15 protein-coding genes and 1 other RNA gene are annotated in these 16,217 nt (G+C 34.1%); 3 read left to right on the forward strand and 13 right to left on the reverse strand.

Annotated elements, in window-relative coordinates:
• Together BN349_RS23625 and BN349_RS07765 are read left to right on the forward strand one after the other, a co-directional pair.
• The coding region (locus BN349_RS23625; RefSeq protein ID WP_019241720.1) for a molybdopterin-dependent oxidoreductase at positions 1-1,051 on the forward strand (1,051 nt) is incomplete at its 5' end.
• A gap of 1 nt (position 1,052) precedes the next feature.
• Complete coding sequence (locus BN349_RS07765; RefSeq protein WP_019241721.1) at positions 1,053-1,598, forward strand: 4Fe-4S dicluster domain-containing protein; 546 nt, start codon at positions 1,053-1,055, stop codon at positions 1,596-1,598.
• 288 nt (positions 1,599-1,886) lie between these two features.
• Here the strand turns inward: BN349_RS07765 and ssrS are convergent.
• From ssrS to BN349_RS07775, 3 genes are all read right to left on the reverse strand, one after another.
• Positions 1,887-2,082, reverse strand: a non-coding RNA gene (gene ssrS / locus BN349_RS25305) — 6S RNA.
• A gap of 99 nt (positions 2,083-2,181) precedes the next feature.
• Entirely contained in the window at positions 2,182-2,514 is a 333-nt protein-coding gene (locus tag BN349_RS07770; RefSeq protein ID WP_019241722.1) for a hypothetical protein, read from the reverse strand.
• 262 nt (positions 2,515-2,776) lie between these two features.
• Positions 2,777-3,607, reverse strand: a complete 831-nt coding sequence (locus BN349_RS07775; protein ID WP_019241723.1) for an aldo/keto reductase — start codon at positions 3,605-3,607, stop codon at positions 2,777-2,779.
• Between the two features lie 352 nt (positions 3,608-3,959).
• Here BN349_RS07775 and BN349_RS07780 point away from each other — a divergent pair, with 352 nt between their 5' ends.
• Positions 3,960-5,087 (forward strand): conserved virulence factor C family protein, encoded by a 1,128-nt coding sequence (locus tag BN349_RS07780; protein WP_019241724.1) that lies wholly within the window; start codon positions 3,960-3,962, stop codon positions 5,085-5,087.
• Between the two features lie 55 nt (positions 5,088-5,142).
• Here the strand turns inward: BN349_RS07780 and BN349_RS07785 are convergent, their stop codons facing one another.
• The 10 genes from BN349_RS07785 to BN349_RS07835 all read right to left on the reverse strand — a co-directional run bounded on the left by BN349_RS07785 (position 5,143) and on the right by BN349_RS07835 (position 16,129).
• Positions 5,143-6,321 (reverse strand): CdaR family transcriptional regulator, encoded by a 1,179-nt coding sequence (locus BN349_RS07785; protein ID WP_019241725.1) that lies wholly within the window; start codon positions 6,319-6,321, stop codon positions 5,143-5,145.
• 228 nt (positions 6,322-6,549) lie between these two features.
• Entirely contained in the window at positions 6,550-7,107 is a 558-nt protein-coding gene (locus tag BN349_RS07790) for a shikimate kinase (protein ID WP_019241726.1), read from the reverse strand.
• Positions 7,108-7,501: 394 nt separating this feature from the next.
• On the reverse strand, positions 7,502-8,056 hold the full coding sequence (locus BN349_RS07795) for a DJ-1/PfpI family protein (RefSeq protein WP_026089229.1): 555 nt from the start codon (positions 8,054-8,056) through the stop codon (positions 7,502-7,504).
• A 159-nt stretch (positions 8,057-8,215) separates the two neighbouring features.
• The gene (locus BN349_RS07805) at positions 8,216-9,559 is read right to left on the reverse strand and encodes a (Fe-S)-binding protein (RefSeq protein WP_019241729.1); all 1,344 of its coding nucleotides are present in this window, start codon (positions 9,557-9,559) and stop codon (positions 8,216-8,218) included.
• Entirely contained in the window at positions 9,556-10,968 is a 1,413-nt protein-coding gene (gene glcD, locus BN349_RS07810; protein WP_019241730.1) for a glycolate oxidase subunit GlcD, read from the reverse strand. Before glcD ends, BN349_RS07805 begins: the two co-directional genes overlap by 4 nt.
• 409 nt (positions 10,969-11,377) lie before the next feature.
• Positions 11,378-12,094 (reverse strand): ABC transporter ATP-binding protein, encoded by a 717-nt coding sequence (locus BN349_RS07815; protein WP_019241731.1) that lies wholly within the window; start codon positions 12,092-12,094, stop codon positions 11,378-11,380.
• Entirely contained in the window at positions 12,091-12,864 is a 774-nt protein-coding gene (locus BN349_RS07820; protein ID WP_019241732.1) for an ABC transporter ATP-binding protein, read from the reverse strand. Before BN349_RS07820 ends, BN349_RS07815 begins: the two co-directional genes overlap by 4 nt.
• 35 nt (positions 12,865-12,899) lie before the next feature.
• Entirely contained in the window at positions 12,900-13,883 is a 984-nt protein-coding gene (locus BN349_RS07825; RefSeq protein WP_019241733.1) for a branched-chain amino acid ABC transporter permease, read from the reverse strand.
• A gap of 3 nt (positions 13,884-13,886) precedes the next feature.
• On the reverse strand, positions 13,887-14,792 hold the full coding sequence (locus BN349_RS07830; protein ID WP_019241734.1) for a branched-chain amino acid ABC transporter permease: 906 nt from the start codon (positions 14,790-14,792) through the stop codon (positions 13,887-13,889).
• 194 nt (positions 14,793-14,986) lie between these two features.
• Entirely contained in the window at positions 14,987-16,129 is a 1,143-nt protein-coding gene (locus BN349_RS07835) for a branched-chain amino acid ABC transporter substrate-binding protein (RefSeq protein WP_019241735.1), read from the reverse strand.
• Positions 16,130-16,217 lie beyond the last annotated feature (88 nt).

The raw sequence follows: 16,217 nt of genomic DNA on the forward strand, positions 1-16,217 counted from the left end.
TTTAGCTGCTTTAACAGGAAGTATCAAATCATACGGTGGTGTTTATTATTCGCACTATGGTAAAGAATGCTTTCCAATGTCCCTTCTAAATCATGAACCATTGAAGCATCATTCGATAAAATCATCACGCGTAATTGATATTAATCATTTTGCTGAAAAAGCAAGATATTTAAATGATCCTCCATTAAAATTATTATGGGTTTCTTCAAGGAATCCACTCATTCAAGATCAAAATTTTGAGGCTTGGAATCAATTAATACAAAAGCTGGATTTAATAGTGACAGTCGATTTGTACATGACAGAGACAGCTGAACAATCTGATCTTGTACTTCCAGCTGCAACACATTTTGAGGAAGAGGATTTGTGCGTAAGTTATTGGCACCATTGGCTTTCTTTCAATCAAAAAGCTATAGATCCATACTACGAAGCGAAAAGTGATCTCCAAATTGCAAGAGAACTGACAAAAAAACTAAATGAGCTTTCACCTTTTTTTTCTAACTTTCCATATGAGAAAGAACCCATTGATTGGATAAAAGAGGAACTAACTGCCGAAATAATGGAATTGTATACGATTAAAGATTGGAGCGATTTATTAAAAGGACCGAAGCAAAGAAAAGAAAAAGCTTCCACTTTATTAGCTGAAGAAACTAAATTTAAGCTATTCCCTTTTACCCAAAATCAAGCTCATGTACCGATGAATCAGGAACAAAGTGACGCTTTTCCTTATCAATTTTTATCGATTCATTCTTCTTCATCCCATTCTATGATAGGGCTTTCAAAAAAATATGATACGGGCTATATCCAATTATCAGAAAACATTGCAATTGAAAGAGGTTTAGAAGAAGGTTGTGTGGTCGAAGTATTTAATGCAAATGCATCTTTTACATCTCGTATCAAAATAAATTCCACTTTACCTCATAATGTTATATTAAGTTTCCAATCTGGAAAAAATCGGATAAATCAATTTACTGTATTAAAGGAAAAAAAGGTTAATGAAGAAAAGCAACCTTTTTATGATCGTTTTGTAGATATTCGAAAATGGAGTGTTTAATGTGGAAAAACAATTAGGATTTATCTTTAACCCTGAACTTTGTATTGGTTGTAAAGCTTGTGAGGTTGCTTGTAAAAGTGAAAATGATGATAATTGTACAATTAGTAGAAGAAAAGTGATTAAACATTCTTTTGCCACATACATATCAATTTCTTGTAATCATTGTCAAAACCCAGAATGCTTTCGTGTATGTCCTGAGAATGCGTTTATAAAAAGAACAAATGGTATCGTAGAAATTGATGCAAATCGTTGTACAAGCTGTATGAATTGTCTCGATGCTTGTCCTTATCATGCACCACAATATGATCCTATAACACAAAAGGTCGTCAAGTGTCAGATGTGCTCATCCAGATTAGAATCAGGTTTGACTGCAGCTTGTGTAGAGGCATGTCCAACGACAGCACTAACACTATCTAAAAGTGTCAACCTACATCATCATCAGTACGTTAGATCCATTGATGGTTTACCAGATTATCATTTTACACAACCCTCTATCTTGTTTAATCAAAATAATAAGTCCAAAAAAAAGCATTACTTTCTGAATTAAGCTTATAAGATATAAGTGTTGCTATAAAACAATAAAGCCAAGCTGTCTAAAAGTTCTGTAGATACTTTTAAACAGCTTGGCTTAACTTTTATTATGCTTTTCTGTCCTTGAGACTCCTTCAAGAGAAGCAAGTAAGTCAAAAATAGCAGTTAAGTATATGTCAAAAGTAATCAAAAGATCTTAGTGTATTTATTTAGGGATTTCACCCTATTTAATATTTAGTAAAATAAAAAAAGGATGCGATAAAAAGCCTTAAAGCTTTCTATTACATCCTCATGTCATATCGTATTAAGAGCCGCCTTTGCCGTATCCATGTAAGAAAGTTTTAAACCACCACTTCACAAAGTGGGTGTTCGCAAAAACGCCTTTGCATGTCCTCCTTGTCATATAGACAGAGGCTTGTCATTTTCGTTTTAATAATAAAACTCCCTATTCTAGCATAAAGGTTAAAACTTAATCATTCATACGCACAACGCAGCTTGTATTAGTATATTACTGCATTTTATCTTAGAAGACAATCCTTTTTTATAAACTCTTTAAAGATTATTTATTCAGAATTTCCGATACGTAATCATCTCATTGCTTACATATCAGATAATACATTTTCTAGATAGTTGCCGTATCCTTTATATAAAATGACTCCTTGACGCGTTAATTCCTTCCAAATAAATTGATCTAGAGCAAACAAATCTTTTTTTTGAAGGTTTCTAACTTCTTCTTCAGAAATGATTATTGTGTAGTATTCACCCTTATTCTTGACTATGAAATGATAATCAACCATTTTCATGATCAACACTTCATAGTATGGATCCCATTCTTTTAATTGATGTTCAATCGTAATGGCTATATGTTTTAAAAAATATTCCGGGTCATATTCCTTACTTATAAAACCTCGTACCATACCGTTTATATTCATAATAATCCACTCCTAAAAGATTATTTATCCGTTCAACAGATTAACATGAAATATACTGCATACAGCTTATACAAATTAAAACAATATTTTTACTTACAATATATAAAAGGCCCTTCGTTGCAAAGAATGCACAAAGAGCCATAGCCGTTCGTTATCATTCAAAGCAAACGCCTTGCTAGTAATGAGAACCTCCTATTTACAAGGTCTACAATCACTTTTGATAACTTCTTATATACTATTATTATACCATAGTCCAGTGGTTTTATAAATTAAAATTGTCAGGATCTTGACCAAATCTCTTATTTTCATTTAATTCATCTATTTTCTTCATATCATCAGAGTCTAATTCAAATTGAAAAATACTTGCATTTTCAATGATACGTTCTTTTTTTACTGATTTAGGAATTGTAATGATTCCATGCTGTATATCCCAGCGTAGTATTATTTGTGCAATAGATTTACGGTACTTTGCTGCTATCTCAATAAGTGTCGGATGATCAAATAATCTACCTCTCGCAATCGGTGACCATGCTTCTACCATTATATTTTTTGAAGCACAATATTCACGTAGCTCCTTTTGTGATAGTAGAGGATGAAGTTCTACTTGATTAACCATAGGTACTATCTCACATTCACGTATTAAATCTTCTATATGATGAATTTGGAAGTTACTAACACCAATTGCTTTAACCTTACCTTCTCGATACAGCTTTTCTAATGCTCTCCATGTATCGATATATTTTCCTGGAACTGGCCAGTGTATTAAGTATAAATCGATATAGTCCAGATTTAACTTTTGCAAACTAGTTTCGAAAGCAGCTAAAGTTTGTTCATATCCTTGATCTGTATTCCATACTTTGGTAGTGACAAATAGTTCTTCTCTTGGAACTTGAACTTCTTTAATTGCTTGGCCGACACCTATTTCATTATTGTAAAAAGCTGCTGTATCAATTAAACGATAACCTGCTTCTACTGCATTTTTTATACTATTAATAACTTCCTTCCCATCTTCTGATTTATACACTCCTAAACCAAAACCCGGCATTTTCACTCCATTATGTAAAGTAACTGTTCCTTTGACATTTTCAATCATTAAAATAATCCTCCTTCAACAATCGTTATCCAACATACTATTCCCGATTTTTCTGTTTTCGAACATGAAAACCATCTTTATGTATCGTTAATTGAAATTTTTCAATGTAAACAAGCCTTCATTAATGCATGTGGTTTGATTTGTTCACATTATTTTAGGTAAGATGAAATCAGTATATGAATCTATGACTAACATTTCGTTATATTATTCATATCATACCTAATTATACGATTCAATCTTTCCTACATACATTGATAATGCAACCTGATACTTACGAATTGCCTATAGGCAAACATATGCCTAGATTGATTATAACACTATTGAAAATTTAAAAAGCTAGGAGTGAATTTCATTGAAGATTATCTCTATTGAGCCAACACCAAGCCCAAATACAATGAAAATAAATTTATCAGAAGAATTACCATCAGGTAAAAGTAATAATTATAAGAAAGATCAGGCTGAACAGGCTCCTCAACTCATTCAAGAAATCTTGTCTATTGATGGAATAAAGGGAGTTTACCATGTAGCGGATTTCTTAGCAGTAGAACGCAATGCTAAATTCGATTGGAAAGAACTATTAATGCAAATCCGTCAAATTTTCGGTGAGGAATCTAGTAATGAAGATTCCAATCAGGTTATTCTCGATCATTTTGGTGAGGTATCTGTTCAAATTCAAAAATTTAAAGGAATTCCTATGCAAATTAAATTAAATGATGGGAATGAGGAAAAAAGATTTGGACTACCCGATCATTTTATCAAAGCCATTCACGAAGCCGAACAACAAGGTGATAATGTTGTATTACTTAGAAAATGGACTGACTATGGTTATCGCTATGGAAATATGGATAAAATTGGGGCTGAAGTAGCCGAAGAAATCATCGCTTCTTTTCCACTTGAAAGATTACAGCAGTTAGTAGATGAAGCTCATGCCTTATCCACTAAAAAAGCGCTCGAAAGAAAACCAAAGATCAAATTAACAGAAGAGATGCTTCTTAATGATAATTGGGAAAAACGTTATCAAGCATTAGATCAAATGGAAGATCCTACAATTGAAGATATTCCTTTATTAGAAAAAGCCTTAGAAGATTCTAAAACATCCATTCGTAGATTAGCCGTAGTATATTTAGGCATGATCGAGGATAAAAAAGTCTTGAACGGATTATATAAAGGTCTTCATGATAAAAATCCAGCAGTAAGAAGAACCGCTGGTGACTGTTTATCAGATTTAGGTTTTGAGGAAGCTATGAATGAGATGGCAGTTGCACTTCAAGACAAAAGTAAACTCGTTAGATGGAGAGCGGCCATGTTTTTATACGAATTAGGAGATGAAACTGTTCTTTCCGCTTTAAAACAAGCCGAAAATGATACGGAATTTGAAGTAGCTATGCAAGTAAAAATGGCTATAGATCGAATAGAACATGGAGAAGAAGCAAAAGGTTCTGTTTGGAAACAAATGACAGAAGCTAGACAAATCAAATAAAAATACTAAAAAAGAGTCTCAAAGGTAGCTTTAAACACTTTCGAGACTCTTTCTATTAAAAAGAATGAGATTGTTCATAAACCACTGCATTACGAGATTTTTGATCTTTTTCTAGATTTCGAAAAAACATCATAGCTAAATAAAATAGTACAATCCCTTCCGTTTCCTTAGGATCAATGGATGTTAAATCTTTAATTTGTTTTAGTCGATAGTGAAGCGTATTAATATGTAAATGAAGCTCTTTAGAGGTTTCTTTAATCGATTGATTATTATTAATATAAGACTGTAAAGTAACAAGTAATTCTGGCTGACGCATTAATACTTTTATGGTACGATCAATATATTCTTTTTGCATTTCAAGAGAAACTTCTTCCAGAACAACGTCAATAATTAAATCTTCATAAAAAACGATTTGATGCTGCTTTTCAGAAACTTTTAACGCCTTCTTTGCCTCCTTGTATGATTGATTGATCAGATATGTGCCAGGTGTTTTACCAACTCCAATATAAAGATAGCTGTTAAACTTGTTCGCAAAGCTTTTTTGTAGCTCTTCTAATTCAAATATAAGCCTCGATCGTTTTAATTCTTTTTTACAATTCTTTAGTAATAAATATCTTCCTTGTCCAAAGCGAATAATATAGTCGGTACCCTCAGAAAAAAAATGGTGAAATAACTCATAATACTCACGTTCAATCCAACGGGTGTCATTTTCACTTAATTCTGACATTTCAACTTGTATTAAACAGCATATATGTGTCTGATGTACAGGAATGTCCATTAGAATACCCCTGTCTAAAAAATCTCGATCAACATGCGTTAAATTTACCCACTCATAGAAATAAGATTGTAAGCCCGTATTTTTCCATTCCATTTGTTCTGTATATCTTGCCTCTTGAAGAATTAATTCTGTCATTCTTCTAATCATTTCTGCAAATGGTTCGACTTCTTTTGGATTTCCAGTTACCCCTACCACTCCAATTAAATTCGTTCCCAACATAATCGGCATATTTATGCCCTCTTTTACACCTTTTAGCTCCGAAATCATGTCTTTATTAATATACAATTTCTTTTTTGATTTCAAAACTCTTTGAGCACCTTCGTGAAAAGTCCCTATTCTACTAGAATCCGTAGAAGCAATAATAACACTGTTCAAATCAACAACAATAATATCTTCATTAATAACTTGTTGCACTTCACGAATTATTTTCATTGCAAGCTCAGGAAGTATATTCAATATGATTTTCACCACCATTTTGAAAGTAATTAACCAAATAAATGATTCATACTTGCGAATTTCAAAATTTATAGATAACTAGTCAGTAAAAATAGAAGCATCATACAGCACTAATGGATAGTACACATATCTGCTTCTTATGCTTGTCTTATTTTACTTGTAGGTTCCGACATACAAAAATATTAAAGTAAGGTTAGCTCCTACAACGCGTTAATATCAATCCAATATCTATTTATTAGGCTCATATAAATCCCAAGCGAGCTTTAATGATTCTACTATATAATCTGCTACTTCTTCGATATCTTGATGATCCGTTTGCACTCTCGAATTATGAACAGCATATATTTTTTGTCTTGCATAAAATAACTCTTCTATTTCCTCAATTGTTTTCCCTTGTAAAACAGGTCGGCTATCAATAATGAGATGAATTCTCTCCTTCCAGGAATCCCATGATAAATCTAAAAAAATCACGATTGAAGTTGACAAGCAAATATTTCGAACTTCCTCCTGTAAAAAGGCTCCTCCACCGACTGAAATAATTTTTGATTTTTGTTGACAATAATGTGAAATAACTTCTTTTTCTTTGGTTCGAAAGGCTTTTTCACCAATCGTATTAAATATTTCCGAACATTTCATTCCATACTCAGCTTCAATCACTTCATCAATATCGACAAAACTTCTATATAATTTTTTGGCAACTAATTTCCCAATAGTTGTTTTCCCTACACCCATGAAGCCAATGAAAACAATATTCTTTTCTCTAAGTGATGTATCTCTACTTATCATTGCTTTTTCGATCCTCACTGTATTATTTATGAAAATAGTATATTTAAATAAACTGTTTACTTACATATAATTTTAATTATAAACGTAAATATTTCAATTGCAAAATAAATTTCCTGAATAATGAGTTAATTATCAAGCCCATTTATTTGCAAAAGTTAAGTACTATTGATATCCCATACAAGAGGTGAAGAAGCAACTCCTTATATAAAATCTGTATTATTTATCAAATAGAGTTTAATTGCTTCCATACGTTTACTTTCGGTTAGCAAAAGCTAACCCACCAGTTTAACACCCAATCTTTTCTTGACAAAAATAACCCCAACGATAGAATAGAGCCTTTAAATAAAGAACAAATGTCTCGTTCATTATGATGAGACATTTGTTCTTTGTTTGACTATTTATTTAACAATTTTAAAAATTCTTTCATAAAGCCTGGTAAATCAGGCCATGCTTGCCCTGAAACAATATTATCTTCCACATATAAATTGTTCTCGCTAAACGTTGCTCCTCCTGCTTCAACTTCCGGTCTGCATGCTGGATAAGCTGTCATTGTTCTACCTTTAATGTATTCTCTCACGGTAGTTAGAACTAAGCTACCATGACAAATGACACCAATCGGTTTATTCTCTATTAAGAAATGAGCTGCTAATTCTTGTACTTTTGAATTCAAACGAATATATTCTGGAGCCCGACCACCTGGAATAATTAAGCCATCGTACTCAGCTGGATCAACAGAGTCAACGGATGTATGTGATTCGATTACGTAACCTAATTTTTCTGTATACGTTTCCATTTCTGGGATAAAATCATGAACGACTGTTTGCAGCTTCTTTTGTACTGGTGAAGCAATTGTACACTGTACATCTTCTTCAAGACAACGATAATAAGGATACATTAATTCCAACGCTTCAACTGCATCTCCTGTTACGATTAATACTTTTTTACTCATTGAATTCACCATTCCTTTTTATCCAATATATGAAACAAACTAACAGGAAAGTAAATTATCCCCATTAAATTATTCATTTCTATTATAAAATCGATAAATTCCAATAATAATATATTCGAAACCAAAAATCTGTCTTTTATTATCTGAATTTTTAGACCTTTATCCAAAAACGTCTTTTTTGTCATGTTCACTAGCTTCTAATAATAAATCCACAATATGTACAGCTCGAGTACAATGCGATAATCCTTCTCTTTCAATCCCTAATTTCATTTGAAGCAAGCAACCAGGATTAGCAGTTACAATGGTTGTTGCATGTGTCTGTTTCACTTTTTCCATTTTATGATCTAATATTTGCAAAGACATTTCTGATTCAACTATGTTGTAAATCCCCGCAGATCCACAGCAATGATCTGCTCCTTTCATTTCCCTAAACTCTACTCCTTTAATTGATTTTAGGAGTATTCTCGGTTGCTCTGAAGTCTTCATTACATTCCGAAGATGACAGGAATCCTGATAGGTAATAATTTGATTAGGCAAAGATAGAGATTTTAGATGAAAATCTAATTCTACTAATATATTCGTTATATCTTTAATCTTTTTCACAAAATTCACCGCACGGTCCTTCCACTCAGGCTCATCTTTTAGCAAATGATCATATTCAATTAGGAAAGCGCCACAACCACCAGCATTGGAAACAATATAATCAATCTTCGACTCTTCAAAGGCAGCGATATTCCTCTTTGCTAATTCTTTTGCTCCATTTTTTTCGCCACTATGTCCATGTAAGGCTCCACAGCAGGCTTGTGCTTTTGGAATGACGATTTCACATCCTGCATTTTGTAAAAGTTTCATAGTAGCATCATTTGTATTCATAAACATTGTATCCATCAAACACCCAGAAAAAAAAGCCACTCTTTTTTTCTTCGGTCCAATTGATTCCAATTTATGAGGTCTGTTTCGCATTTGTTTTAAGGATGGTATTTCAGGTAGAATTTGTTCCATTGCTGCCAGATTCTTTGGTAATACATCCACGATTCCAAGTTTTCTCGCTACATGCTGCAACCCAGATTTCTGATAGATTCTTACTAAAGACATCATATTTCTCATTCGATTTTGATACGGAAACATGTCTTCAAATACCATTTTACGAACCATCTTCACTGGTGCAGAGTGCTTTTTATTTTGATTGATAATGTCTCGTGCCTCTTCTAATAAGTGTCCATATTTAACCCCAGAAGGACAAACTGGTTCACAGGCTCTACATCCTAGGCAAAGCTCTAAAGATCGCTCAACATCCTCATCTGGCTCTATCACACCATCAACAACCGCCTTCATTAAGGCTATTCGCCCACGTGGAGAATGCGACTCTTTAAATCCTGATTCTATATAGGTGGGGCACGATGGCAGACAGAAACCGCAACGCATACAGTTTAATAACTGATCTTCATCCATTCTGTTTTTAAATTCATCTTGAATTTTTTCTCGTTCTATACTTGTTGTCATTTCATTACCACCACACGTTTACGTGTCTCATCAGTGAATATTTTTCCAGGATTCATAATATTATTAGGATCTAATGCTTGTTTAATCGCTAGCATCATATCAATCCCTTCATTACCAAGTTTCAGTTGTAAATAGGGTGATTTCATAGCACCTACACCATGTTCACCAGTAATCGTCCCACCTAATTCAATGGCTTTTTCAAAAATCTCTTTAAAAGCTTGTTCTACTCTTTCTATTTCATCTTTATCTCGAGAATCTGTTAAGCAAGTTGGATGAAGATTACCATCCCCTGCATGACCAAATGTACAAATATCCACTTGATTTCTTTCTGCAATCTCATTTATAGCAGCAACCATTATGGCAATTTCTGATCGTGGTACTGTGGCATCTTCTAGAATTGTTGTAGGCTTTAACCGAGCAAGAGCGGATAATGCTGAACGTCTTGCTGTTCGCAAGGCCATTGCGTGTTCTTCTGATTCAGCTAACTGAACGGAAATGGCTTTTTCGTTTATACATATGTCCTCCATTAATTTCATATCACGGGATACCACTTCTTTTGAGCCATCTTGTTCAATTAACAACACGGCCGCAACATTTGTCGGGAGTCCAATCTTTGCAAAGTCTTCTACTACTTGAAGAGTTGGTTGATCTAGAAATTCAAGAGTAGTAGGAATAATTTTATTAGCTATTATTTTCGAAACCGTTTTCGCAGCTGCTTCCAGATCATCATATAACGCAAGCAAGGTTTGCTTATCTTCAGGAATAGGAATCAACTTTAAAGTTGCTTCTGTCACAATACCTAACGTACCTTCCGAGCCTACTATTAATCGCGTTAAATCATAACCTGCAACATCCTTAGCTAATTTCCCGCCAGTACGAACTACATCACCATTTGCTAAAACAAATTCTAGCCCTAAGACATAATCTCGAGTGACGCCATACTTTAAACCGCGTAAACCTCCAGAGTTTTCATTGATGTTGCCTCCTATAGTAGAAATTTTCATAGAACTTGGATCAGGAGGATAGAAAAGACCCCTATTTTCCACTTCATCAATTAATGTTTGAGTAATGATTCCAGGTTGAACAGTAATCGTTAAATTTTCTTCATCTACTTCTAAAATTTTGTTCATATGTTTAAATAGTAATACTAGTCCACCATTAGTAGGACAAGTACCTGCACAGAGGTTCGTTCCCGACCCTCTTGGAACAATAGGAATCCTATTTTCATTACATATTGCTACAATCTTTGACACTTCCGCCGTATTTCTAGGTGCTATGATTGCATCGGGCATTGATTGAAATTGTGGAGTTGCGTCATAAGAATATACAAGCCTGCTTGTGTTTGAATCCTCATAGTTCTCTTCTCCTACTATAGCAATCAACTGATCTTTGATTATCTGAGTAATCACTCAACATCACACCCTTCATAATTCATATATATAAACATATCTTTCGATATACTTCCATATATTTCTTGTATTACTATAAAGGATATGCACTAACCTTACTATATACATTCGAACAAAAAAACATATCGAATAGTGTAATCTTTTAGATTAATAAACAAGGTAAATTACTTCTTTTTGCGAAAATGACAGATAAGAAATCTGTTAAATCACTTAGCTAAAACAGCCTTCTTATTTGGAAAATGACTTGTTAGAAAGACAATTATCATCATCAATGAATAAAAAATCTAAAAGAAGCCTCCCATTGACTACAACACTATACTTTTCCCCTAAAGAAAGAGGCTGTATCAAAAAGTCGTTGCAAGGTACAATGACACTTTTGATAGAGCCCCTTTCTCTCTTACATAATTCTTTATGCGCCAAGATAAGCTTTGATTATTTTATCATCTGCTCGTAGTACTTCTGCTGGCTCATGCATAATGATTTGTGATGTTTCAATTACATATCCACGATCTGCTAATTTTAACGCAGCCTTGGCATTTTGTTCAATTAATAATATTGTAGTTCCTGTCTTACTAATGGAACGTATATTTTCCATTATTTCTTGTACAATAATTGGTGCAAGTCCCATTGATGGCTCATCGAGCATTAACAATTTCGGTTGTGCCATTAACCCTCGACTAATAGCCAGCATTTGTTGTTCTCCTCCACTAAGAGTACCTGCTAACTGTTTTTGTCGTTCTTTAAGCCTCGGAAATAGGTTAAAAGCATTCTCAATACCGTCTTGAACAGCCTGTTTATTTTTTCGAACAGTAAAGGCACCTAATTCAAGATTTTCTAAAATGGTTAATCCACCAAAAATACGTCTGCCTTCCGGAACATGAATAATCCCCATTTCAACAATGCTGTGAACAGATTTACCAACTATATTTTCACCATTCCACGTAATAGACCCATTTTTCGGTTTAATAATACCGGAAATTGTTTTTAAAGTCGTGCTCTTACCTGCTCCGTTACTTCCTAATAAGGCAACAATTTCACCTTGATTAATTTCCATACTCACATCTTTTAACGCATGTATCTTACCGTAATAGGAGTTGATATTTTCCAGCTTTAAGAGAGGCTTCAAATAACTTCCTCCTTCCCTAAATAGGCTTCAATTACCTTTTGATTCGTTAATACCATTTCAGCAGTGCCTTCAGCGATTTTTGTTCCATAATCAATAACAATGATGTTCTCAGAGATTTGTTTTATTAATCCCATATCATGTTCAATCATCAAAACCGTAATGTTGAATTCTTTACGTATTCGTTGTATTAAACTAATTAACATTTGCTTTTCCGCATAGTTTAAACCTGCTGCTGGTTCATCTAGCAAAAGTAATTTTGGCTGAGTTGCTAAAGCTCTTGCAATTTCTAAATATCTCTGAGCTCCGTAGGGTAAATTTTTAGCAGCTCGATTTTTATATTTAGTTATCCCCACAAAATCAATACATTTGAGTGCAACTTCTTCAATTAACTGTTCTTCAGATTTTTGTGCTTTTGTATGAAAAATGGAGCCGAAAACCGTTTGCTTTGTTCTACTATGCATGCCGGACTTCACGTTATCAAGTACAGATAGGTTAGGAAAAAGCCGTAAATTTTGAAAGGTTCTCGTTAAGCCAAGCTGTGTTATTTGACTAGGCTTTTTATTTACTAGACTTGTATTATGCAATTCGATTTTTCCGCTCGTTGGTGTATAAAAACCCGTGATCATGTTAAATACCGAAGTTTTCCCTGCACCATTGGGACCAATAATACTAGAAATCGAATTCTCTTCCACATAAAAAGACAACTCGTTTACAGCCGTTAATCCTCCAAATTTTAACGTGAGATTTTCAACCGTTAATATGGCAGCCATGATGGTAGCTCCTCCCTATTCAGAATAACCTTACTTTACATTAGAATCTTTTTATCATTATTCACATCAAATATTTCGTCTTCGCCATCCTTGTCTTTCGTTTCATCAGAAGCATATTTTGCAGGCCAAATTCCTTGTGAACGAAATAACATCATGACAACTAATGCAATACCAAATAATAAAAATCGAGCTTCTTCTAATGAGCGCAAGGCTTCAGGTAAAACAATAACTAAGATTGCGCCAACAACTACGCCGGATATACTACCTAGTCCACCCAATACAACAGCAGCTAATATCATAACTGACTGTGTAAAGCTAAAACTTTGTGGTGAAATAGCTGTCATTTTAACTGCAAATACACACCCTGCTAAACTACCAATTACAGCACCAGTAGCATAGGCAAGTAGCTTATATTTAATTCTATTGATTCCCATAGCCTCTGCAGCATCTTCATCTTCTCGTATATACACCCAAGCTCTACCAACTCGTGATTTACCAAGTCTTGATACAGCTAATATAATCAATACTGCAAATGCTAAAATTAAATAATAGAAATCAAGTTGACTAGATAATTCATATGATCCAATCTTTGGTTGCGGGATTCCATAAATACCAGCAGCTGCACCCGTAATATTTAAGTTTACTGCCAAAATACGAATGATTTCTCCAAATCCAAGTGTCACAATAGCTAAGTAATCACTTCTTAAACGCAATGTAGGAGTGCCAATAATAATGCCAGCAATAGCAGCCAATACGACAGCAACTGGTATCGTTAGCCAAAATGACCATTGAAAGGTCGTCATTAAAATAGCCGTTGTATAGGCACCTACTGCAAAAAAGGCCGCATAGCCTAAATCTAAAAGCCCTGTAAAACCAACTACTACATTTAAACCTTGAGTTAATACGACATAAAACAATACTAAACTAGCAACATCTAGCCAATAATTATTTACTATAAACGGAAGGATTAATGATATTATTAATAATAAAATATAAGCGAAGACTTTTTTATTTTTCATACGCTACATCCTTTCCGTCACTTTTTCACCCATGATCCCTGTTGGCTTAAATACTAGGATTAAAATGAGAATGCTAAATGCCAGTACATCTTTCCAGGATCCACCTAAATAAAAAGTACCAAATGACTCTAAGATACCTAATATGATTCCGCCAATTACAGCACCTGTTATATTCCCGATTCCACCTAACACAGCAGCAGTAAATGCTTTTAAACCGATAACAAATCCCATCATAAAATTAATCGTACCGTAATAGATTCCAGACATAATTCCTGCTCCTGCAGCAAGAGAAGCTCCGATAAAAAAAGTAAGAGCAATGATACGATGAACATTTACTCCCATTAGACTTGTAGCCGTTTGATCTAATGCAATTGCGCGCATTGCTTTACCATAAATTGTTTTTTCAATAAAAATTCTTAAACCATACATCAATACTCCAGATATGGCAATCATAGCAATCTGCGTATAGCTAATATGAGCACCTAATATTTCAAAACCGGTAGTCGGAGGAGTAATTGGAAATACTTTATAGGATGCCCCCCATCCAATCATCGAACTGTATTCCAACGACAAGGAGACACCAATTGCTGTAATTAAAATCGACAATCTCGGAGCTAATAATAATGGTCGATATGCAATACGCTCAATACCCATTCCGATTGTACCTACAATAGCCATCGATACAAGAAAGACAACTGCTAATCCTAGCACTCCGCCATTAAACCCGCCATCTCCTGTTAAAAAGGATAGTAAAGTAAAACCGACAAATGATCCTAACATGTATAAATCGCCGTGTGCAAAGTTCAAAAGCTTAATAATTCCATATACCATTGTGTAACCAAGGGCAATAAGAGCATAAAAAGCACCAATAACAATTCCATCTATTAATATTTGTAGAATAACATCCAAACGTACCCCTCCTTTTTTGGGCTACTTTTACTAAATACATAAGTCGGCTAATCAAAAGTAACATAGCGATTTTATTTTTGTCAGATATTTCAGACTTTTAAAACCGCTATGCTCGATAATCCATTCAAATCATTTGATCAGAAATCATATTACATAGTTATCGATTGATTTTTCACAGTACTATTCAATCATTCTTACTTAGCAATATCAAATTTTCCATCAACAACTGTCATGACTTTGAAATTGGATTCATTCAATGTATTTTTATCGTTAAATTCAATCGTTTGTCCAATACCTGCAAATGCCTTTGTTTCTTTAATCGCTTTCTTTACTTTTGCTGAATCCGTTGAATCAGCTCGTTTGATTGCATCTGCCATCAATTTCATTCCGTTGTATGATAAAGCTGAAAATGGACCTGGTGATAAACTGTATTTTTCTTCATATTTTTTCACGAAATCTTCGGCGCCTTCAATAAAACTCGCTTGTGGAGTTGCTGTAACTAGAATTCCTTCTGAATCTCCACCAGCAATATCAATCAGATCTTGTGAATAGCTACCATCTCCAACCATAAATGATCCAGATACACCTTTTTGCTCAAATTGTTTCTTCATTAAGCCCGCAGCAGCGTAATAGCCTGTGAAATATGTACCATCAGGCTTTAAAGATTTTAATTTAGTCATTAACGAAGAGAAATCTTTTTCATCAGGATTAATCGCTTCAAAACCAATAACTTTACCACCATTTTTCTCAACGGATTCTTTTGCAAAGTCAGCTAAATTACGTGCATAAGCTGAATTATCATGAACAATTACAATATTTTTTGCACCTTTATCGTTGAAATAGTCTGCACCCGTTTTCGCTTGATCTGGTACAAGACCATTAATTAAAAATAGGCTGTCATAATTTTGTTCTGGTAACTCTGAAGAATTTGCTGCTGGAACTATTAACGGAATTCCTGCTTTTTGAAAAACACCTGAAGCTGGCAAAGTAGAACCCGAGCAATAACCACCTACAACCGCTGTAACTTCCATAGATACTAATTTATTTGCTGCACTTGTCGCTGTTTGTGGATCACAAGCATCATCTACTACTTCTAGCTTTAGTTTTTTTCCGAGTACACCGCCATCATCATTTATTTCTTTAATAGCCATTTCCATTGCATTTTTCATATCTTTTCCATCAGTAGCATTGTTCCCAGAGGTAGGTAATATCGATCCAATCACAATCGTATCACCTTTTTTTGAACCCCCACCATCGCTGCTTGAATCCTTAGAACAGGCCACAAGAAACATTGATAAAGTAAGTATTGCAGCTAATAACAAATTCAACTTTTTCATTTTACAAACCCCCTTTTTGATTTAAAGTATGATCAACTTGGAAGATTCTACCTAATTAAACTCATCTACCCCTTTCAGCATGATAAAG

The sequence above is a fragment of the Bacillus sp. AP8 genome, assembly GCF_000321185.1.
GTDB classification, from domain to species: Bacteria; Bacillota; Bacilli; order Bacillales; family DSM-1321; genus Bacillus_AD; species Bacillus_AD massilioanorexius.

What these genes read in the sequence shown, in the direction of transcription:
- BN349_RS07805 (WP_019241729.1), bottom strand. Translation starts at nt 9,559, where the DNA reads ATGACAACAAGTATAGAACGAGAAAAAATTCAAGATGAATTTAAAAAC.
- BN349_RS07790 (WP_019241726.1), bottom strand. Translation starts at nt 7,107, where the DNA reads ATGATAAGTAGAGATACATCACTTAGAGAAAAGAATATTGTTTTCATT.
- BN349_RS07775 (WP_019241723.1), bottom strand. Translation starts at nt 3,607, where the DNA reads ATGATTGAAAATGTCAAAGGAACAGTTACTTTACATAATGGAGTGAAA.
- BN349_RS07825 (WP_019241733.1), bottom strand. Translation starts at nt 13,883, where the DNA reads ATGAAAAATAAAAAAGTCTTCGCTTATATTTTATTATTAATAATATCA.
- BN349_RS07820 (WP_019241732.1), bottom strand. Translation starts at nt 12,864, where the DNA reads ATGGCTGCCATATTAACGGTTGAAAATCTCACGTTAAAATTTGGAGGA.
- BN349_RS07795 (WP_026089229.1), bottom strand. Translation starts at nt 8,056, where the DNA reads ATGAGTAAAAAAGTATTAATCGTAACAGGAGATGCAGTTGAAGCGTTG.
- BN349_RS07770 (WP_019241722.1), bottom strand. Translation starts at nt 2,514, where the DNA reads ATGAATATAAACGGTATGGTACGAGGTTTTATAAGTAAGGAATATGAC.
- BN349_RS07835 (WP_019241735.1), bottom strand. Translation starts at nt 16,129, where the DNA reads ATGAAAAAGTTGAATTTGTTATTAGCTGCAATACTTACTTTATCAATG.